Below are 20,192 nucleotides of genomic sequence, written 5' to 3' on the forward strand. Positions count from 1 at the left end.
ATTTAATCACATGCATCGCAAGATCAGGGCTCCAGTCACGATTATCAGGGCGGCTTGGTAATTGACACAGGCAGCATTATTCTTCAGGCAGATTATGTGCATGCGTTATTTTTCCGTTCCTTTTGCCGAGCGCCGAACATGAAAATCGATGATATGGACGCCTTCGTGGCGGTCATTCGTTGCCAGTCGACCAACCTGGCCGCCGAAGCCCTGCAACTGACGCAACCGGCCATCACCCGGCGCGTACAGAACTTCGAGGAAGCCCTCGGGGCCACGCTGCTCGACCGCAATACCAAACCGCTAAAACCCACTCCCATGGGCCTGCGTGTCTACGAGCAATGCAAGGCCATCCTGCGCGAGATCGACTCACTGCGCGAGCTGGTGGCCAACGACGGTGCGCCTTCCGGCACCTTGCGCCTGGGCATGCCGCAGACGCTCGGCGACGTGGTGCTGCTCGACGCCCTGGCACAGATCCGCGAAGCCTACCCGCCCCTGCGTACCCAGGTCAGCAGTGGCTGGGGCAGCAGCCTGATCACGCGCATGGAGAATGGCGAGTTGGATGCCGCTGCCGCCCTGTTCCCACCGGGCAAGATCTTCCCCGAGGGCATCGCCAGCCAGTCGATCGGGCGCATGGCGCTGAGGGTGGTGGCAGCCAAGGGCAGCGTCGGCAAGCGCAACTGCAAGCTCAAGGACTGCTACACCCGCGGTTGGGTGCTCAACCCCGACGGCTGCGGCTTCCGTGCCGGCCTGCAACGCGCCTTGAGCGAACAGGGCCTGAGCCTGGGGATCAACCTGGAAACCTTCGGCACCGAACTGCAACTGGGCCTGGTGGCCAGCGGCCAGGGCCTGGGGCTGGTGCCCGAGCCGCTGCTGCACACCAGCCGCCATCGCGATGCGCTGGAGGTGCTGAACATCAGCGACTTCAAACCGCAGGTCGACCTGTGGCTGTTCCATCCGCGCTACCTGGGCAATCTGCAGGAGCCGGTGGAGCTGTTCGGCCGGGTGACCGCGCAGCGCCTGCAGGGCTGACCCCCTATGTGCCGCGCGGGAACGCGGCACACGCACCCTTTAATGCGAATTTTGCATATATAAAAATATTAAAGATTCTTAAAACAAATAATTAGCATAGAACCAAAAAGACTTTTACAGCTTTGATCCATGCGAATACGGTCTTAAAAACCACCGTACTTCAGGGATGAAAGCCCCATGAGTCACCCTTCCCCGCGCGCCCTGGCCGAGCTGACCCAAGCCTTGGCCGCCAACGCCGAGCGCTATGACCGCAGCGCGCAGTTTCCCCATGACAACTTCGACCTGTTGCGCCGCCACGGGCTGCTGGCCTTCAGCGTGCCACGTGCGCTTGGCGGTGGTGGCGCCGACCTGCCTGCAGCACGCCGGGTGGTCGAAGCCGTCGGCAAAGGCGACCCGGCCAGCGCGCTGATTCTGGTCATGCAGTACCTGCAACATGCCCGCCTGCACGATGATCCGCGCTGGCCCGAGCACCTGCGCCGTCGCGTAGCCCAGGAGGCCGTGGCACACGGCGCACTGATCAACGCGCTGCGTGTCGAGCCCGATCTCGGCACGCCGGCCCGTGGTGGCCTGCCCGCCAGCGTGGCGCGGCGCACCCCGGAAGGCTGGCGGCTGTCGGGGCGCAAGATCTACTCCACCGGCAGCCATGGCCTGACCTGGTATCTGGTGTGGGGACGCAGCGACGACCACGATCCGCTGGTCGGCGGCTTCCTGGTCCACCGCGACACCCCAGGCATTCAGATCGTCGAGGACTGGGACCATCTGGGCATGCGTGCCACCTGCAGCCACGAAGTGCGCTTCGACGACGTGCTGATTCCCCTCGACCATGCGGTGAGCGTCAGCCCGGCCAGCGCACCACGCGCCGAACTCGACCCCGAAGGGCTGCTGTGGATGTCCGTGCTGCTGCCCTCGGTGTACGACGGCGTGGCCCAGGCGGCGCGAGACTGGCTGGCAACGTTCCTGCAACAGCGGGCACCGTCCAACCTCGGGGCGCCACTGGCCAGCCTGCCACGCTTCCAGGAAGTGCTGGGGCGCATCGACACCCTGCTGTTCGCCAATCGCAGTCTGCTCGACTCCGCCGCCGCAGGGCAGATCGAGGCGCGGCACGCCGGGCAGATCAAGCACCTGGTGTGCAACAACGCCATCCAGGCCGTGGAACTGGCCATCGAAGCAGCCGGCAACCCTGGCCTGTCGCGTCGTAATCCGCTGGAGCGCCATTACCGCGACGTGCTGTGCAGCCGCATCCACACCCCGCAGGACGACGTGGTGTTCGGCCAGGCAGGCCGCGTCGCGTTCGCAGAGGTGTCGGCATGAGTGCCTCGCTGATCGCCAGCCAGCTGGATGCTGCCGCCAACCAATGGTTGCGCGAGCGCCTGGTCGACCACCGGGTCATCGACCTGCCCCTGGGGCAGCCGAACCTCGATGTGCCCGCCGACGTGTTGATCCTGCGCCCGCTGAATGTGCGCGGTCAGCGGGTCGACGAGGTGCCCGTCGGTTGGCCATGGGGCCTGCGCTGGGTGCAGTTGGTCTCGTCGGGCATCGATTTCTACCCGGACTGGGTATTCCACGGCCCGCCGGTGACCAGCGGCCGTGGGGCCAACGCCGAACAGGTCGCCGAATTCGCTCTGGCCCTGATCTTCGCCGCGGCCAAGCAACTGCCTGGTCTCTGGGTCAAGGACGCCGCCTGGCAGCTCAGCGCGCTGGCACCCGTGCGCGGCCGCACCCTGGGCATCCTCGGTTTCGGCAGCATCGGCCAGAGCCTGGCGCACAAGGCCGTGGCCTTGGGCATGCAGGTTCTGGCCCTGAGCCGTCCCGGCCAGGCCATCGCCGAGCAACCTGGGGTCACGCGCGCCGAAACCCTGCAGCAGCTGTTCGCGGGTAGCGACCACCTGGTGCTGGCGGCGCCGTTGACACCGGCTACCCGTGGCCTGATCGATCGCCAGGTGCTGAGCCATGCGCGTCCCGGGCTGCACCTGATCAACATCGCCCGTGGCGGCCTGCTCGACCAGCAGGCGTTGCTCGAAGCGCTGGACAGCGGGCGCATCGGCCGCGCCAGCCTCGACGTCAGCGACCCGGAACCGCTGCCCGACGGCCATCCGCTCTACCACCACCCGCGCGTGTTCCTGTCACCGCATACCTCGGCCATTTCCACCGACGGCTACCCGGCCTTCCTCGAAGCCTTCATCGACAACTTCCACCGCTACCGCGAACAGGCGCCCCTGGCCAACCTGGTCGACACCCGACGCGGCTACTGACCCGACCACCGGAGACCTGACATGAGTTCACTGACCGCCATCGACATCGGCACCCTCGACGTACGCAACCGCGTCAGCGCCGAGGAATGGGAGGTGCGCGTCAAGCTCGCCGCCGCCTACCGCCTGGCCGCGCTGTTGCGCTGGACCGACCACATCTACACGCACTTCTCTGCACGGGTGCCCGGCCCAGACGAGCACTTTCTGATCAACGCCTTCGGCCTGTTGTTCGACGAAATCACCGCGTCGAACCTGGTCAAGGTCGACGTCGACGGCACCCTCATCGACGACCCGCTGGGGCTGGGCATCAACCAGGCCGGCTATGTGATCCACAGTGCCATCCACCGCGCTCGTCCGGATCTCAAGGCGGTGCTGCACACCCATACGCGTGACGGTGCGGCGGTGTCGGCGCAGCGCGACGGTCTGCTGCCCATTTCCCAGCATGCGCTGGCCTACTACAGCCGTGTGGCCTACCACGACTACGAAGGCGTGGCCCTCGACCTGGATGAACAGCAGCGACTGGTGGCCAACCTGGGGGACAGCAACATTCTCATCTTGCGCAACCACGGGCTGCTCACCGGCGGCGTCAGTGTCGAGCATGCGTTCCGGGAACTGCACGGTCTGGAACGCGCCTGCAACATCCAGGTGGCCGCCCAGGCCGGCGGCAACGACCAGTTGCTGCACGCCGCGCCAGCGGCCATCGCCAAGGTCCACGAACAGTCCAAGCGTTTTTCCGACGGTCTGGGCGAAGGCATTCAGCGCCACTGGGACGCGTTGATCCGCCAGCTCGATCGCGAAGGCCGTGACTACCAGCACTGATCCATCGCACCCAATGCCTGCTGGGGGGGCGCCCCCCGGCACCCTGCGCCCATGAGGAAATATTCCATGCCCCCACTGCGTCTCGTCAGGCAGCTGTTCGCCGCCTGCGCCCTCGGCCTGGCCTTGGGCGGTTGCTCGCCCACGGCCGACAGCACGGCCAGCAAGACCCTGAACATCGCCTTCTGGGGCGACAACACCACCCTGGTCAGCGTCGACCCGTTCCAAGTGTATTGGCTGGAGCATCGCGTGCTGCTGCGCAACGTCGCCGAGTCGCTCACCGACCAGGACCCGGAAACGGGCCGCATCATTCCCTGGTTGGCCGAGCGCTGGGAGGTCAGCCCCGATGCGCTGAGCTACACCTTCCACCTGCGCCAGGACGTCACCTTCAGCAACGGCGAGCGTTTCGACGCCCAGGCGGTGAAGACCGCCTTCGACAGCAACAAGGCCTTTGCCACGCAGTTGCCCGCAACCTTCGGCGCCACCTACCTGGCCGGCTACGACCACGCCGAGGTGCTCGACACCTTCACCGTCCGCCTGGTGCTGTCACGCCCCAACGCCGGTTTCCTGCAGGCCACGTCCACCACCAACCTGGCGATCCTCGCCCCGGCCTCCTACCAGCTCACGGCCCAGGAACGCTCGCTGGGCAAGATCATCGGCACCGGCCCCTTCGTGCTGGAGCACTACACCCCGGAGGTCGGCGCCCGGCTGGTGAAGCGAGCCGACTACGCCTGGGCCTCGGCCAATGTGCGCAACCAGGGGGCCGCCCACCTGGACAGCGTCGAGATCCGCTACATTCCCGAGGAAAGCGTGCGCAATGGCCTGTTCCTGCAGGGCAAGGCCGACATCCTCTGGCCACGCAACCCGTTCTCGGAGGTCGACGCCACGCTGTTCCAGTCCAAGGGCGCGACCATCCAGAGCCGCTCCCTGCCCGGTCCGGCGCTCAACCTCTACCCCAACACCCGCAACGGTCGTCTGCTCGGCGACCGGCAACTGCGCCTGGCGCTGCAGAAAGCCATCGACCGCAGCAGCTACGCGCACACCGTTTACAACGCTGCGTTTCCGGTGGTGCGCGGCGTGTACGACGTGACCACGCCGTACTTCAAGGAGCAGAGCGCCAAGCTCGCCTACGACCCGCAGGGCGCCGAGCGTCTGCTGGATGCCGCGGGCTGGAACAAGGCAGCCGACGGCTACCGCTACAAGAACGGCCAGCGCCTGACCCTGCGCTACAACCTCACCCCTGCCGAAAGCGCTGGCGATGTGCTGATCCAGGACCAGCTGCGCAAGGTCGGCATCGACTTGAAACTCAACGTGCTGACCCGCGCCGAGTGGGTGGCCGGCAACAGTTCGGGCAATTACGACCTGACCTCCACCTACATGACCCGAGCCGACCCGATCATCCTGCAGACCATCCTCGACCCGCGTGCCGCCAACAGCGCCACCCTGGCCACCAGCACCTATGAACCCGCTACCCTGGTGCGCGCCCAGGCGCTGTTCGACCAGGGCATCACCGCCACCGCCGATGCACAGCGCGCCGACGCCTACGGCCAGTTGCAGGACCTGCTGGTCGACGAAGCCTCGGCCTTTCCGATCTACGAGCGTGTCTGGCAGGCAGCCACCGCCCCGCGGGTGAAGAACTTTCACTGGACCGCCGAAGGCTTCGCCTTCCTCAGTGACATCCAGGTGGGCCAGCCATGAGGCGCTACCTGATCGGCCGCATCGGCCAGGCGCTGCTGGTGCTCTGGGGCGCCTACAGCATCAGCTATTTCATTCTCTACCTGCTGCCAGGCGACACCCTGGCGATCATGCTCAGCGCCTCGGGCATGGAGGCCGACGGCCTGTCGCCCGAAGCGCTGGCCAAGGCCCGCGCCTACTACGGCCTGGACAAGGGCCTGTTCGAGCAGTATTTCGACCTGCTGTGGCGCGCCGTGCAGGGCGATCTCGGCCAGTCGCTGTCGCTGGGCCGCCCGGTCAGCGAACTGCTCGCCGAGCGCCTGCCACAGACCTTGGCCCTGGCCGGCCTGGCCATCCTGCTGTCGCTGGTGGGCGGCATCGGCCTGGCCTACCTCACGGCTTACCTGCAATGGCAGCCGCTGAAGACCGCACTGGCGCGCCTGCCGTCGCTGGGCTTTTCCGTACCGGTGTTCTGGATGGGCCTGTTGCTGATCCAGGTCTTCGCCTTCGGCCTGGGCTGGTTTCCCGCCACCGGCAGCCAAGGCGTCGAAAGCCTGGTGCTGCCTGCAGTGACATTGGCGATTCCCAGTGCCGCCGTGTATGCCCAGGTGCTGCAGCGCGGTTTCCAGGGCGTGTGGCAGGAGCCCTATATCACCACCGCCTTTGCCAAAGGCCTCAGCCGCGCGCAGGTGCAGGCGCGCCATGGGCTGCGCAATGCCGCGTTGCCGGTGCTGACCCTGGTCGGCCTGCAGGTGGGCAACACGGTGTCCGGCGCGGTACTGGTGGAAACCATCTTCTCGCGCAACGGCGTCGGTCGCCTGGCCCAGGAAGCCGTGCTGCGCCAGGACATTCCGGTGGTGCTGGCGGTGGTCGCGGTCTCGGCGGCGGCCTTCGTGGTGGTCAACCTGATCGTCGACCTGCTCTACCCCTGCCTGGACCCGCGTATCACCCATACTCCCAAGGTGACCTGACATGACCGCCGAAACTCACTCCTACCCCGCCCCCCTGGCGCCACCCAGCGCAACCTGGAAACGCCGCACACGCCTGCAACGCCTGGCCCTGGCCGCCGTGCCACTGCTACGTCGTCCCGGCTTCAGCCTGGCCCTGCTGGTGGTGGCGTTTGCCTTGCTGGCAGCGCTGGCCCCGCAACTGCTGACCAGCTTCGACCCCTACGCGACATCGCCGGTGGACAAGCTCGCCGCCCCCAGTGCGACCCATTGGTTCGGTACCGATGAACTGGGCCGCGACCTGTATACCCGCGTCGTCTATGGCTCGCGGCTTTCGGTGCAGGCGGCGCTGCTGGCCGTGGCCATCGCCCTGGCCGGGGGCTTGAGCCTTGGCGTACTGGCCGGGTTTGCCGGCGGGCGTGTGGATGCTGCGCTGATGCGCCTGGTCGACGTGCTGCTGGCGCTGCCCGGCCTGCTTCTGGCCCTGGCCATCGTCACTGCCATCGGCTTCGGTACCGTGCCGGTGGCCGTAGCGGTCGGTGTCGGAATCATTCCTGGCTTCGCCCGTACCACTCGCGCCGAGGTGCTGCGCATCAAGACCCTGCCCTACGTGGAAGCCGCGCGCCTGGGCGGCGCCAGCTGGACCCGCACCCTGCTGCGCCATGTGCTGCCCAACGCCTGGGGGCCGGTGGCGGTGCTTGCCACGCTGGATTTCGGTGCGGCGATCCTGGCCGCTGCCGGGTTGAGCTTCCTCGGCTTCGGCGCCGCGCCGCCGGCAGCGGAATGGGGCACGCTGATCGCCAATGGCCGGCACTTCCTGATCACCGCACCCTGGGTGTCGCTGTTGCCGGGGCTGTTCGTGGTCGCCGTGGTGTTCAGCCTCAACCATCTGGCGCGCAGCGTCGAGGAGCAGGCCCGATGACCTCGCCAGCCTTGATCGAAGCACAGGCCCTGAGTATCAGCTATGCCGTGGCCAGCCAGCGGCTGCAGGCCGTGCGCCGACTGTCGTTGAGCCTGGCCGCCGGGGAAACACTGGCCATCGTCGGTGAGTCTGGCTCGGGCAAATCGACCCTGGCCAATGCGCTGCTCGGTCTGTTGCCGGGCAACGCACAGATCGACGCGGGTCAGCTGCGCATCGCCGGCAGGGAAATGGCCCAGGCCAGCGAACGCGACTGGCGCCAGGTGCGCGGGCGGATGATCGGCCTGGTGCCGCAGGACCCGATGGTCAGCCTCAATCCCACCCTGCGCATCGGCCAGCAGATCGGCGAAGCCTTGCTGCTGGCGCGCGGGCGGCGCTATGCCGGCCTGGATGCCAACGTGCTGGAACTGCTCGCTCAGGTCGGCCTCGACGACCCGCTGCTACGCGCACGTCAGTATCCCCATGAGCTGTCTGGCGGGATGCGCCAGCGCGTGCTGATCGCCATCGCTCTGGCGGGCGACCCGCAGCTGATCATCGCCGATGAGCCAACCAGCGCCCTGGATGTCACGGTACAACGCAAGATCCTCGACCATTTGCAGCGCCTGGTGGCCGAGCGCGGCATTGCCCTGCTGATCATCACCCACGACCTGGGCATGGCCACCGACCGCGCCGACCGCCTGCTGGTCATGCAGCGCGGCGAAGGGGTCGAACAGGGTTCGCCAGCCCAGATTCTCGGCGACGCCCAGCACCCTTACACGCGAGCCTTGCTCGCTGCTGCACCGGCGTTCGCCATACCCCGCCAGCGACCCGCCTCAGTACCCAGCGAGGCTCCGCCCATCCTGCGCCTGGTGGGCGTCGGCAAACGCTTTCGCTTGCCCGCAAGTCAGGGGCAGAACAGCCATTTCACGGCCCTGCACGACCTCAGCCTGGAGGTGCATCGTGGCCGTACCCTGGCGATCGTCGGCGAATCCGGGTCAGGCAAGAGCACGGCACTGCGTATCGCCCTGGGCCTTGAAACACCCAGCCATGGGCAGGTGCTGTTCGATCAGCAGGATGTCAGTGGTTATGGCTGGCGCGAGTTCCGCCCACTGCGCCGGCGCATCCAGCTGGTGCAGCAGAACCCGTTCGCGGCACTGGACCCACGTTTCACGGTGTTCGACAGCATCGTCGAACCGCTCGTGTCATTTGGCCTGCTCAAGGGCGAGGCGCTGGAACAGGCGGCGCGTGAGCTGATCAAGCGAGTGCATCTGCCCGTGGAATACCTCGACCGTCTGCCCCGCGAGCTGTCTGGCGGCCAGCGCCAGCGCGTGGCCATCGCCCGTGCGTTGGCGCTGCAACCTGAGCTGCTGCTGCTCGACGAACCGGTGAGTGCACTGGATGTGTCTGTCCAGGCGCAGATCCTCGCGTTGCTCGAACAATTGCAGCGCGAACTGGGTATCGCTTATGTGCTGGTGTCCCACGACCTGGCCGTGGTGGCAAACATGGCCGATCACGTCCTGGTGCTGCGTAAGGGCCATGTGGTGGAACAAGGCCCGGCCAACCAGGTGTTCGAGCGTCCAGCCAGTGACTACACCCGCGAGCTGATCGCAGCCATTCCGGGGCGTCGAGCAATAAATGCATAAGACGCATAATCTGAGTGAATATAGATTCATATCACTCATTATTAGCATAGAACCACAAAGCCTTTCACAAGCCTGACTTACACCGCTAAGTTCAATCCAGACCGACCCCTTTCCTGGCGGAGGCCGTTTTCCCGACCACGCCAGGAGCCTGCACCGCATGAACGCCCATTCTGACTCACGCCACGCTCGACACGCCCTGCGGCGCGTTGGCGATGGCCTGCGCCAGGCCTTTCCCATCTCTTCACCACAGGTACTTCGATGAGCACACGACAAATCCGCCTTGGCGCCATGATTCATGGCGTCGGCCATGGCTGGGGCGAATGGCGCCACCCCGATGCGCTGGCCGATGCCAGCGTCAACTTCGGTTTCTACAAGCACCAGGCCCGGTTGGCCGAAGCCGCCCGCTTCGACTTCGCCTTCATCGCCGACAGCCTGCACATCCATGCCCGCTCCAGCCCCCACTACCTCAATCGCTTCGAACCGCTGACGATCCTTTCGGCGCTGGCGGCGGTCACCGAGCGCATCGGCCTGGTGGCCACGGTCACGGTCAGCTACACCGAGCCGTTCCAGGTCGCCCGGCAGTTCGCCTCGCTGGATCTGATCAGCGGCGGCCGCGCCGGCTGGAACGTGGTGACGTCCTGGCTGTCGGGTACCGCCGACAACTTCGGCAAGGCCGAACACCCACCGCATGCGGTGCGCTACCGAATCGCCCGCGAACACCTGGAAGTGGTCAAGGGCCTGTGGGACTCCTGGGAAGACGACGCCTTCACCCGCGACAAGCACAGCGGGCAGTTCTTCGACCCGAACAAACTGCACACACTTGGCCACCAGGGCGAATTCTTCAAGGTCAAGGGACCGCTGAACATCCAGCGTTCGCGCCAGGGCCAGCCGGTGATCTTCCAGGCCGGGGTGTCGGAAGACGGCCGCCATTTCGCGGCGCAGAACGCCGATGCGATCTTCGTCAGCCCCGAGTCGTTCAGCGATGCCCGCGACTACTACCAGGACCTCAAGCAAAGAGCCGCACGGCATGGCCGCGACCCGCAACAGTTGTCGATCCTGCCGGGTATCCGGCCGATCGTCGGTCGCGATGCCGCCGAGGTGGAAGACCGCTATCAGCAGGCCGTCGAGCTGGTCAGCATCGAAGATGCCCTGGTTGCACTGGGCCGGCCGTTCAATGACTACGACTTCAGCCGGCATGACCTCGATGCGCCGTTCCCGGACCTTGGCACCCTGGGCAATGACAGCCACAAGGGCACCTCCGACCAGCTCAAGCAACTGGCCCGCGACGAGGGCCTCACCTTGCGCCAGCTGGCGCTGCGTTTCTCGCAGCCACGCCGCGACTTCGTGGGCACCCCGGAACAGGTGGCCGATGCCCTGCAGTACTGGTTCGAAAACGGCGCTGCCGACGGTTTCATCATCAACTCGCTGCTGCCCGACGGCCTGCAAGCCTTTACCGAACAGGTGGTGCCGCTGCTGCAGGCCCGCGGGCTGCTGCGCCGCGAGTACCAGGGCCAGACCCTGCGCGAGCATTTCGGCCTGACCGTACCGACCAATCGCAACACCCTGCGCCGCGCCCAGGGCGCGGTGGCCTGACATTTTTCATGCAAGGAGCGAGTCCATGAGTCTTGAGTTCATCGGCCTGATCGGCCCCCAGGAAGGCAGCGAATCCCAGGCCCCGCGTGGCCCGATAATCGACCTGCCGTTCATCCGTGCCTTTGCCCAGGCCCAGGAGTACGGTGGTTTCGACAAGGCGTTGCTGGCGGTCAACACCAGCGCCCCGGATTCGATGATCCTCGCCACCTATGTGGCTGCGTTGACCGAACGCATCGGCCTGCTGGTGGCACACCGGCCTGGTTTTCAGGCACCGACCTTCGCCGCGCGGCAATTCGCGACCCTCGATCACCTGAGCCGTGGCCGGGCCTCGATCAACGTGATCACCGGCGGCGACAGCGGCGACCTGCAACGCGACGGCGACTTCCTCGACAAGGATGCCCGCTATGCCCGTACCGACGAGTACCTGCAGGTGCTGCGCAACACCTGGACGCGCCACGAGCCGTTTGACCATCAAGGAGCGCATTACCGGGTGGAAGACAACCTGACCCTGGTCAAGCCGCTGCAGCAGCCGCACTTGCCGATCTACTTCTCCGGCGCCTCCGACGCGGCGGTGGAAGTCGCCGCCAGGCACGCTGACGTGTACATGATGTGGGGCGAGCCTCTGGCGCAGGTACGCGAGCGCATTGCCCAGGTGCGCAAGGCGGCGGCACGTTACGGGCGCGAGGAACAGATCCGCTTCAGTCTGTCGCTGCGGCCGATCCTCGGCGCCACCGAGGAGCAGGCCTGGGAGCGCGCCGAGCGCATTCTTGCCGAGGCCCGTGAACGTATCGGCATTCGCCAGGGCAAGCGCCGTGAGAAGAACTTCGGCAAGAGCAACGTCGGCTCCGAACGACTGGTGCAGTTGGCCAGCCAGCGCAAGGTCCACGACACCCGGCTGTGGACCGAAATCGCCGCGCTCGGTGGCGGCGCGGGCAACTCCACCTCGCTGGTCGGCACCCCCGACCAGGTCGCCGAAGCGGCGCTGGCCTATTACGACCTGGGCGTGACCACCTTCCTGTTCCGCGGTTTCGATCAACTGGCCGACTCGGTGCAATACGGCCAGGAGCTGATCCCGCGCATCCGCGCCCTGGTGGCGCAGCGCGAGGCCGAGCGGCAACAGCGCAGGGCCTGAGAAACGGCTTTGTGGCGCTCGGTGGGAACGGCTTTAGCCGCAACACTGTTCGGTTAAGCGCTTTGCTTGTGGGAGCTTGCTCGCGAAAAGCGGGCAAAGCCGCTCCATCTGCTGTGAACGTGACGCCGCCTTCGCGAGCAAGCTCGCTCCCACGGGCTAACTGACCAGTATTGGCTTTAGCCGCGAAAGCGCCAGGAAATTCAGTGAACAGGCGGTCGCTTCGAGGCTGAAGCCACTGCTACCCGACCTAACTGATCAATATTGCGGCTAAAGCCAATACAGCGGCCTTTTCAGCCGCGATATGTGGCCGATACGGGTAGGACCGGCTTCAGCCGGGAAGCTTTCGGCGGCCCCTTTCCTGGTTTCAGTTACGCCAGCGGGGAATTTGCAGGCCCAGGCTTTCGCGCAAGGTGGTGCCTTCATAGGCCTGGCGATACACCCCGCGCTCTTGCAGCAGCGGCACCACCTCATCGGTAAAACGGCGGAACTGCCCAGGGTGGCCGATGTAGATATTGAAGCCATCCAGCGCCCGCGCCTCGAACCACTCGGTCATTTTCGCCGCCACCGTCTGCGCCGACCCCACGAAGGCACCCGGACGCAGCTGCCGCCCGAACTCCACCGCCTGGCGTAAGGTGAAGCCTTTGTCTCGCGCCTGATCGGCGATGCGTTTGGCGTTGGTGAAGAAACTGCTGCGCGCCGACTCCAGGCTCTGCTGCGGAAACGGCGCGTCCAGATCGTACTGGCTGAAGTCGTGCCAGCCGAAATTGCGCCCGAACTCCTTGAGCGCCAGCTCGAAACTGTGATCGGCCTGGTGGTAATGCCGCTCGATCTCGCGGGCATGCTCATCGGTGTCGCCCACGTAGATCTCTGCCCCCGGCAGCACCAACAATTGCTCCGGGTCGCGCCCCAGCCGCGCGGCACGCGCCTTGATGTCGCGGTAGAAGGCCTGGCCCTGTTCGATGCTCGCAGCGTGGGTGAACACCACGTCGGCGGTGGCCGCGCCCAGGTCGCGACCCTGTTCGGAATCGCCGGCCTGGAAGATCACCGGTTGGCCCTGGGGGGAACGCTGGATGTTCAGCGGGCCGACCACCGAGAAATGCGCCCCCTGGTGGTTCAGCGCGTGCAACTTGGCAGGGTCGAGAAACTGCCCGGTGCGGCGGTCGCGGGGAAAGGCGTCGTCTTCATAGGAGCGCCACAGGCCTTGGACCACCTGCACGTGCTCATGGGCACGGCTGTAGCGAGTGTCGTAGTCGTAGTGTTCATCCAGCCCATAATTGCCCGCCGTACCGGCGTCGCCGCTGGTTACCACGTTCCAGCCGGCGCGGCCCTTGCTGATCAGGTCCAGCGATGCCAGACGACGCGCGACGTTGTACGGCGCGTTATAGGAGGTGGTGAGCGTGCCGACCAGGCCGATGTGGCGGGTGCTGACCGCCAGGGCCGAAAGCAGGGTCAGCGGTTCCAGGCGGTTGAGGTAGTGCGACGGCGAGCCGGGGGTGATGAACTGGCTGTCGACGATGAACATCAGGTCGAACAGCGCGGCTTCTGCCTGCCGGGCGATGTCGATGTACCAATCGATATTGACGCTGGCGTCTGCCGGCAGCTCCGGGTCGAGCCACAGGTTGTGCCGGCCAGGGCCGCCGCAGCCCATGGTCAGGGCGCCGAGTTTGATTTGTCGTTTGCTCATGGGCATGACTTCCTTGGAATTCGTGGTGGGGGGCGCCAGCCGATTCAGCGCGTGGCCTGGGCAGTGGCCGGTGCCTGCAGCGCGGCACTGAACGAGGTGTCGAACAGGCTCGCCGCCGGGTAAGCCTTGATCAGCTCCAGGCTGGCGAAAAAGTCCACGGTCTTTTGCGCATCGGTGATCACCTGCGGGTTCAGTGCCGCCAGGTCGGTGCGCGCGCGGGCGAACCAGGCACGGGCGATATCACCGTCGGCGCGGGTCCGTGCTGCCCAGGCATCGGCGTAGGCTTCAGTGTGTTGCGGGTCACTGAGCGCCCATTCACGGGCCTGTTTCAGGCGTTGCAGGAAGTCGGCGATCTGCGCTCGCTTGGTCTCCACCGCCTTGGCGTTGGCGACCACGAAGCTCTGCGCCGGAATCAGCCCGTCGGCGGTGGCCAGTACCCGGGCGCCCTGTCGCTGCTGTTGGGTGACATAAGGCTCCCAGGTGGCGATGACGTCTACCGAGCCACCGTCCAGGGCATGGGACGCATCCAGGGCGCTGAGGTAACGCAGTTCAACGGCGTCACGCGGCACGGCGGCGTGGTCCAGCGCGGTCAGCAGCAGTTGCTGGCTCCACGAGCCTTTCCAGATGGCTGCGCGCTTGCCGCGCAGGTCGGCCAGGCTGTGGATGTTCGAATCCTTGCGCACCAGGATGGCCACGCCTTCGAGGTTCTGCCGGCTCACCGCGATGATCTTGATCGGCGCGCCCAGGGCGCCGAGGAACAGCGGCGGCGCATCGCCGAGCAAGCCGAGGTCCAGGCTGCCGACATTCAACGCCTCGGCCACCGGCGAGCCGGCGGTGAACTGCTTCCAGTCCAGTTCGTAGGGCAAACCGTCCAGGACACCGGCGGCTTCCATCACCGCGCGGGTGTTGTAGCTCTGGTCGCCGACCACCAGGGGCTGCGCCGCCGCAGCCAGGCTGAAAGAGGCGGCCAGCATGCCAGCCGCCAGTTGCTTGAAGTAACGCACGTTCGTCTCCAGGTGCCCGATGGGCACGACCGTTGCGATCCGCGCGTGCGGTCTCGTGATTGCTAAGGGGGATGGAATACTTGCCAGGTCCGGCTAATGGCGCATATGAATTTCAAATCTAACCAAGCATCCAAATACAAACTAAACGCCATAAAAAGGCTTGTGAAATTCGTTTTGGGCATAAGCTCATGCCCGCTCGGCAGCCCGGCGAAAGACAGCTTTAAATGCGCAATATGCATATTTACTTATAATTATTTTGAATTTGTAGAATATTTATCCGCTTTGTTAGGGTGAGCGTAAATCGTCAGCGAGCCATCCCAATGAGCCCACCGCCGCGCCTCGAGCGCCTGCGTCATTTCATCGCCGCCTTGTCCGAGCTGCTCGACCGCACAGCCGACGAAGCCGCCCTCCTTGATCAGGGCCAGGCCCTGCTGCGCAGCCTGGTCAGCCATGACGATTGGCTGCCGGATGAACTCGCCCGGCCCGACCCCGAGCGCTACCAGCAGTACCTGCTGCACGGCGATGGTCGGCAGCGCTTTTCCGTGGTCAGTTTCGTCTGGGGCCCCGGCCAACGCACACCGATCCACGACCATCGGGTCTGGGGACTGATCGGCATGCTGCGCGGCGCCGAACACTCCCAGGGCTACTCGCGCACCACCGAGGGCCTGCTGGTGCCGCAGGGCGACGCCGTGCGCCTGGAACCCGGCCAGGTGGAAGCCGTGTCGCCGCGCATCGGTGACATCCACCAGGTCAGCAACGCCTTCGACGACCGTGTGTCGATCAGCATTCATGTGTACGGCGCCAACATCGGCGCCGTGAGCCGTGCGGTGTACCTGCCCGACGGCAGCGAGAAGCCGTTCATTTCCGGTTATTCCAACCGTCATCTGCCCAATATCTGGGACCTGTCCAAAGAGAATCCTGCCCCATGACCCGTCGTTTCCAAGATATTCGCCAGGCTCTGCTGGCCCATGAAGAACTGGCCCTGATCGATGTGCGCGAAGAAGACCCCTTCGCCCAGGAACATCCGCTGTTCGCCGCCAACATTCCGCTGTCGCGCCTGGAGCTGGAGATCTACGCGCGGGTGCCGCGCCGCGATACCGCCATTACCCTGTACGACGACGGCGAAGGTCTGGCCGAGCTGGCAGCGCAGCGCCTGCAGGCGCTGGGCTACAGCGACGTGGCCTTGCTCGAAGGTGGCCTGGCCGGCTGGCGCGCCGCAGGCGGTGAGCTGTTCCGCGACGTCAACGTGCCTAGCAAGGCGTTCGGCGAACTGGTCGAAAGCGCCTGCCATACCCCGTCACTGGCCGCCGAGCAGGTGCAGGCACTGCTCGATGAGCAGGCCGACGTGGTGGTGCTCGATGCGCGGCGCTTCGACGAATACCAGACCATGAGCATCCCCGGTGGCATCAGCGTGCCGGGCGCCGAGCTGGTACTGCGCGTCGCCGAGCTGGCGCCGAATCCGAAGACCCAGGTGATCGTCAACTGCGCCGGGCGTACGCGCAGCATCATCGGCACCCAGTCACTGGTCAACGCGGGTATTCCCAACCCGGTCGCTGCCCTGCGCAACGGCACCATTGGCTGGACCCTCGCCGGCCAGCAACTGGCCCATGGGCAGGAACGCCGCTTCGGTGAAGTGGCTGAACCTACCCGCGAGAACGCCGCCCGACGCGCCAGAACGGTGGCCGACCAGGCCGGCGTGAAACGCCTGGACCGCACGACGCTGAGCGCCTGGCAGGCCGAAACGCGGCGCACCACCTACCTGTTCGATGTGCGCACGCCAGAGGAATATGCCAGCGGCCACCTGCCGGGCAGCCGCTCGGTGCCAGGCGGCCAGTTGGTCCAGGAGACCGATCACGTCGCCAGCGTACGCGGGGCACGCATCGTGCTGCTCGACGACGACGGCGTACGGGCCAACATGAGTGCGTCCTGGCTGGCGCAGATGGGCTGGGAGGTGGCGGTGCTGGACGGGCTCTCGGCGGTCGACTTCAGCGAGCGCGGCGACTGGCAAGCCCCCTTGCCGGCCTTGCCATCGGTCACCGAGATCGGCGCCGGGCAACTGGAAACCTGGTTGCAGGAACCCGGCACCGTGCTGCTGGACTTCACCACCAGCGCCAACTACGTCAAGCGCCATATCCCTGGCGCACAGTGGGCGATTCGTGCGCAGTTGCCCCAGGCGCTGGAACGCTTGCCAGTGGCCGAGCGCTACGTGGTCACCTGTGGCAGCAGCCTGCTGGCGCGTTTTGCCGCCATCGACCTGCAGGCACTGACCCAGGTGCCGGTGTACGTGCTGGCCGGCGGCACGGCGGCATGGATCGCCGCAGGCAAGGCACTGGAAAGTGGTGAAAGCCACCTGGCCGTACCACGTACCGATCGCTACCGGCGCCCCTACGAGGGCACCGACAACCCACGCGAAGCCATGCAGGGCTACCTGGACTGGGAGTTCGGCCTGATCGCCCAGTTGGACCGCGATGGCACCCACGGCTTCAAGGTGCTGCGCAAGGCCGACCGGGCAGCCTGAACCTTCCTGCCTCCCCGGCACCGTGACCGCTTCTGAGCAGAGCGGCCACCGCTACGCAATGCCCCTCCCCGGCTGCAGACGCCCTCGCACCTTGCTTGAGCTTGCTCGCGAAAGGGCCGGCAAGGTCACTGCATTTGTCACGAGCAGGACGCCGCCATCGCGAGCAAGCTCGTTCCCACGAAGGCCAAACCGCTGACGCCGGTGCTGCCAGGCCAATGCGCTTGGCAGCGCAACCCCGGCGCCGTAGAGCGGTCGAAGCTGCCATGGCGCTATCCTGACAGGACGCTCTCAGGCATGACGAGCGCGGTCGGATCACGTATGGTTTGCGCCCCTCGGCGCCGGTATGCGCCTTTGCCCGTTCTTCACCGATGAGGTCAATTCGTGTCAATCAGCAATGACAACCCACCCAGCGCCGGCCTGCGGCTGCTGATCCTGCTGGCGCTGTCGATGGGCAGTTTCGCCATCGGCACCAGTGAATTCGTGATCATGGGCCTGTTGCCCGAGGTCGCCCATGGTCTGGCGGTCAACGAGCAGCAGGTGGGCCATCTGATCAGCGCCTATGCCCTCGGCGTCGTGGTCGGCGCCCCCGTGCTGGCGATGCTCGGCAGCCGCCTGACACGCAAGGCGCTGCTGGTTTCACTGATGCTGTTCTATGCCCTGGCCAACCTGGCCAGCGCCATGGTCAGCGACTACCACGGTGCCATGCTCGCGCGTTTCGTCAGCGGCCTGCCCCACGGCGCCTATTTCGGTGTCGCAGCGCTGGCAGCCGCGTCGATCAGCCCGCTGCACAAGCGCGGCGCAGCCGTCAGTGCGGTCATGATGGGCCTGACCCTGGCGATGCTGATCGGCAACCCGCTGGCCACCTGGCTGGGGCAGATCCTCGACTGGCGCTACGCCTTCGTGCTGGTGGCGATGATCGCCGCGGTGACCAGCGTGCTGGTCTACCTGCTGCTGCCCGGCGGCCCCAAACCCGAAGCCACCAGTGTGCGTCACGAACTCAAGGCCTTCTGCAAGCCGCAGATCGGCCTGCTGTTGCTGATCGCTTCGGTAGGCTTCGCCGGCATGTTCTGCGTGTTCAGCTACCTGGCGCCGACCCTGTTGGAGGTGACGGGGGCGTCTCAGGCCTGGATTCCTGCTGCCCTGGCCAGCTTCGGCGGCGGCGCGGTATTGGGCAACATCGTCGGCGGCCGGTTGTTCGACCGTTTTGGCGTGCGGGCCATCGGCATCGTGCTGGTCTGGTCGATCATCGTGCTGCTGGCCTTCCCGCTCGCCGCCCAGTCGATCGGCTCGCTGCTGGTCGGCATCGCCTGCGTCGGCTCGATGATTGCCCTGGGTCCGGTGCTGCAGACTCGGCTGATGGACATCGCCAAGGGCGCGCAGACCCTGGCGGCGGCGTCCAACCATGCGGCTTTCAACCTGGCCAATGCCCTGGGTCCGTGGCTGGGTGGCATGGCCATCGCCGCTGGCTGGGGCTGGACCGCCACCGGTTATGTCGGTGCGGCCACCGCGCTGCTGGGCCTGCTGGTGTACGTGGCAGCGCTACGCGGCACGGCGATGACCCAGGCTGAAGCCGTGCGCTGAGCCTCTGCTCGACCCTGCCGGCCACGTTCTTCGTGGCCTCGGATGAAACGGCACCCTCAGGGTGCCGCTTGCATCATTCAGATCGATAATAACCTTCGTCCCATTCGATTCGTTAATAGTGGGGCCCACCAACAGAATCCGCCCATCAATAAACCTAATCTGCGGCGGATTCTCCATGGCTCAGTCCCTCCAACACTTACGTTACCCCCTCACCGCCTTGGCCCTGGTGGTGCTCACCGCCTGCGGTCGTGCACCGGAAGCCACGGTCGCGCCTGCGGCCCCCAAGGTCAGCGTGGCCAAGGTGCTGGAACAGCCGATCAACGAATGGGACGAGTTCACCGGCCGCCTGGAAGCCCCGGAGACTGTCGAGGTGCGTCCGCGCGTGTCGGGGCAGATCGACCAGGTGGCCTTCACCGACGGCGCGCTGGTGAAGAAAGGCGACCTGTTGTTCCAGATCGACCCACGCCCGTTCCAGGCCGAGGTCCGTCGCCTCGAAGCCCAGTTGCAACAAGCCCGCGCCGTCGCCAATCGCAGCGAAAACGAAGCCCAGCGCGGTGACCGCCTGCGTGCCAACAACGCCATTTCCGCCGAGCTGGCCGACTCGCGCACCACGGCGGCCCAGGAAGCCCGTGCCGGCGTCGCCGCCATTCAGGCGCAACTGGACCTGGCGCGTCTGAATCTCAGCTTCACCCGCGTCACTGCACCGATCAGTGGTCGGGTCAGCCGCGCCGAGATCACCACCGGCAACATCGTCACCGCCGACGTCACGCCACTGACCAGCGTGGTGTCCACCGACAAGGTGTACGCCTATTTCGATGCCGATGAGCGCGTGTTCCTCAAGTACAACCAGCTGGCACGTGAAGGCCAGCGCGGCCAGAGCACCCCGGTCTACCTGGGCCTGACCAATGAGCCGGACAACCCGCACCAGGGGCAGATGAACTTCGTCGACAACCAGGTCAACCCGCGCACCGGCACCATCCGTGGCCGTGCCGTGTTCGACAATCGCGACGGTTTCTTCACCCCGGGCCTGTATGCCCGCCTGAAGCTGGTCGGCAGCGCCACTTACTCGGCCGTGCTGATCCAGGACGACGCGGTCGGTACCGACCTGGGCAAGAAGTACGTGCTGGTGATGGACAAGAACAACACCCCGGCCTATCGCCCGGTGGAGCTGGGTCCGAAGCTTGAAGGCCTGCGTATCGTGCGCAGTGGCCTGGCCAAGGACGACACCATCGTGGTCAAGGGCCTGCAGCGCGTACGTCCCGGCCAGCCCGTTGACCCGGAAGTCATGCCGATGGCCAGCGAAAAGACCCTCGCCGCCCTGCGTCAGCAGCGTGAAGCCCTCGAAGCCAGCAACAGCACGCCTGCCAAGAACCAGGCCAACGTCAAGCTCGCCAGCGCCAATGCGCCGCGCGGCTAAGGGACCC

General features: G+C 65.9%; 16 protein-coding genes. 14 read left to right on the forward strand and 2 right to left on the reverse strand.

The window, feature by feature from the left end:
* Window positions 1-138 precede the first annotated feature (138 nt).
* The 10 genes from QZ497_RS13140 (at window position 139) to QZ497_RS13185 (ending at window position 11,981) form a co-directional block, all read left to right on the forward strand.
* Window positions 139-1,029: a LysR family transcriptional regulator gene (locus tag QZ497_RS13140; RefSeq protein ID WP_295475493.1), complete on the forward strand. Its 891-nt coding sequence runs from the start codon at window positions 139-141 to the stop codon at window positions 1,027-1,029.
* A gap of 177 nt (window positions 1,030-1,206) precedes the next feature.
* Complete coding sequence (locus QZ497_RS13145) at window positions 1,207-2,340, forward strand: acyl-CoA dehydrogenase family protein (protein ID WP_295475495.1); 1,134 nt, start codon at window positions 1,207-1,209, stop codon at window positions 2,338-2,340.
* Window positions 2,337-3,281: a D-isomer specific 2-hydroxyacid dehydrogenase family protein gene (locus QZ497_RS13150; RefSeq protein WP_295475497.1), complete on the forward strand. Its 945-nt coding sequence runs from the start codon at window positions 2,337-2,339 to the stop codon at window positions 3,279-3,281. The genes QZ497_RS13145 and QZ497_RS13150 overlap by 4 nt, the downstream gene beginning before the upstream one ends.
* Before the next feature lie 21 nt (window positions 3,282-3,302).
* Window positions 3,303-4,097 (forward strand): class II aldolase/adducin family protein, encoded by a 795-nt coding sequence (locus QZ497_RS13155; RefSeq protein WP_295475500.1) that lies wholly within the window; start codon window positions 3,303-3,305, stop codon window positions 4,095-4,097.
* Between the two features lie 66 nt (window positions 4,098-4,163).
* A complete protein-coding gene (locus QZ497_RS13160) occupies window positions 4,164-5,792 on the forward strand; it encodes an ABC transporter substrate-binding protein (RefSeq protein ID WP_295475503.1) in 1,629 nt (542 codons plus the stop codon).
* Window positions 5,789-6,739 carry an ABC transporter permease gene (locus QZ497_RS13165; protein WP_295475506.1) on the forward strand — a complete coding sequence of 317 codons (951 nt, stop codon included), beginning with the start codon at window positions 5,789-5,791 and terminating at the stop codon, window positions 6,737-6,739. Before QZ497_RS13160 ends, QZ497_RS13165 begins: the two co-directional genes overlap by 4 nt.
* A gap of 1 nt (window position 6,740) precedes the next feature.
* Window positions 6,741-7,637, forward strand: a complete 897-nt coding sequence (locus QZ497_RS13170; protein WP_295475508.1) for an ABC transporter permease — start codon at window positions 6,741-6,743, stop codon at window positions 7,635-7,637.
* Window positions 7,634-9,256, forward strand: coding sequence for an ABC transporter ATP-binding protein (locus tag QZ497_RS13175; RefSeq protein ID WP_295475512.1), 1,623 nt, complete (start codon window positions 7,634-7,636; stop codon window positions 9,254-9,256). The genes QZ497_RS13170 and QZ497_RS13175 overlap by 4 nt, the downstream gene beginning before the upstream one ends.
* A 258-nt stretch (window positions 9,257-9,514) precedes the next feature.
* Window positions 9,515-10,849: an LLM class flavin-dependent oxidoreductase gene (locus tag QZ497_RS13180; RefSeq protein ID WP_295475514.1), complete on the forward strand. Its 1,335-nt coding sequence runs from the start codon at window positions 9,515-9,517 to the stop codon at window positions 10,847-10,849.
* 25 nt (window positions 10,850-10,874) lie between these two features.
* Window positions 10,875-11,981 carry an LLM class flavin-dependent oxidoreductase gene (locus QZ497_RS13185; RefSeq protein WP_295475516.1) on the forward strand — a complete coding sequence of 369 codons (1,107 nt, stop codon included), beginning with the start codon at window positions 10,875-10,877 and terminating at the stop codon, window positions 11,979-11,981.
* Between the two features lie 364 nt (window positions 11,982-12,345).
* Here QZ497_RS13185 and QZ497_RS13190 read toward each other — a convergent pair whose 3' ends face one another.
* Entirely contained in the window at window positions 12,346-13,665 is a 1,320-nt protein-coding gene (locus QZ497_RS13190) for an LLM class flavin-dependent oxidoreductase (RefSeq protein WP_295475518.1), read from the reverse strand.
* A gap of 44 nt (window positions 13,666-13,709) precedes the next feature.
* Complete coding sequence (locus QZ497_RS13195) at window positions 13,710-14,669, reverse strand: ABC transporter substrate-binding protein (RefSeq protein ID WP_295475520.1); 960 nt, start codon at window positions 14,667-14,669, stop codon at window positions 13,710-13,712.
* A gap of 320 nt (window positions 14,670-14,989) precedes the next feature.
* Here QZ497_RS13195 and QZ497_RS13200 point away from each other — a divergent pair, with 320 nt between their 5' ends.
* The 4 genes from QZ497_RS13200 (at window position 14,990) to mexE (ending at window position 20,185) form a co-directional block, all read left to right on the forward strand.
* Window positions 14,990-15,598, forward strand: coding sequence for a cysteine dioxygenase (locus tag QZ497_RS13200; protein WP_295475523.1), 609 nt, complete (start codon window positions 14,990-14,992; stop codon window positions 15,596-15,598).
* Window positions 15,595-17,187 (forward strand): rhodanese-related sulfurtransferase, encoded by a 1,593-nt coding sequence (locus QZ497_RS13205; RefSeq protein WP_295475526.1) that lies wholly within the window; start codon window positions 15,595-15,597, stop codon window positions 17,185-17,187. Before QZ497_RS13200 ends, QZ497_RS13205 begins: the two co-directional genes overlap by 4 nt.
* A gap of 447 nt (window positions 17,188-17,634) precedes the next feature.
* Window positions 17,635-18,768, forward strand: coding sequence for an MFS transporter (locus tag QZ497_RS13210; RefSeq protein WP_295475587.1), 1,134 nt, complete (start codon window positions 17,635-17,637; stop codon window positions 18,766-18,768).
* Between the two features lie 175 nt (window positions 18,769-18,943).
* Window positions 18,944-20,185, forward strand: coding sequence for a multidrug efflux RND transporter periplasmic adaptor subunit MexE (gene mexE, locus QZ497_RS13215; protein ID WP_295475528.1), 1,242 nt, complete (start codon window positions 18,944-18,946; stop codon window positions 20,183-20,185).
* Window positions 20,186-20,192 lie beyond the last annotated feature (7 nt).

It is taken from the genome of uncultured Pseudomonas sp., from assembly GCF_913777995.1.
In the GTDB taxonomy this organism is placed as follows: domain Bacteria; phylum Pseudomonadota; class Gammaproteobacteria; order Pseudomonadales; family Pseudomonadaceae; genus Aquipseudomonas.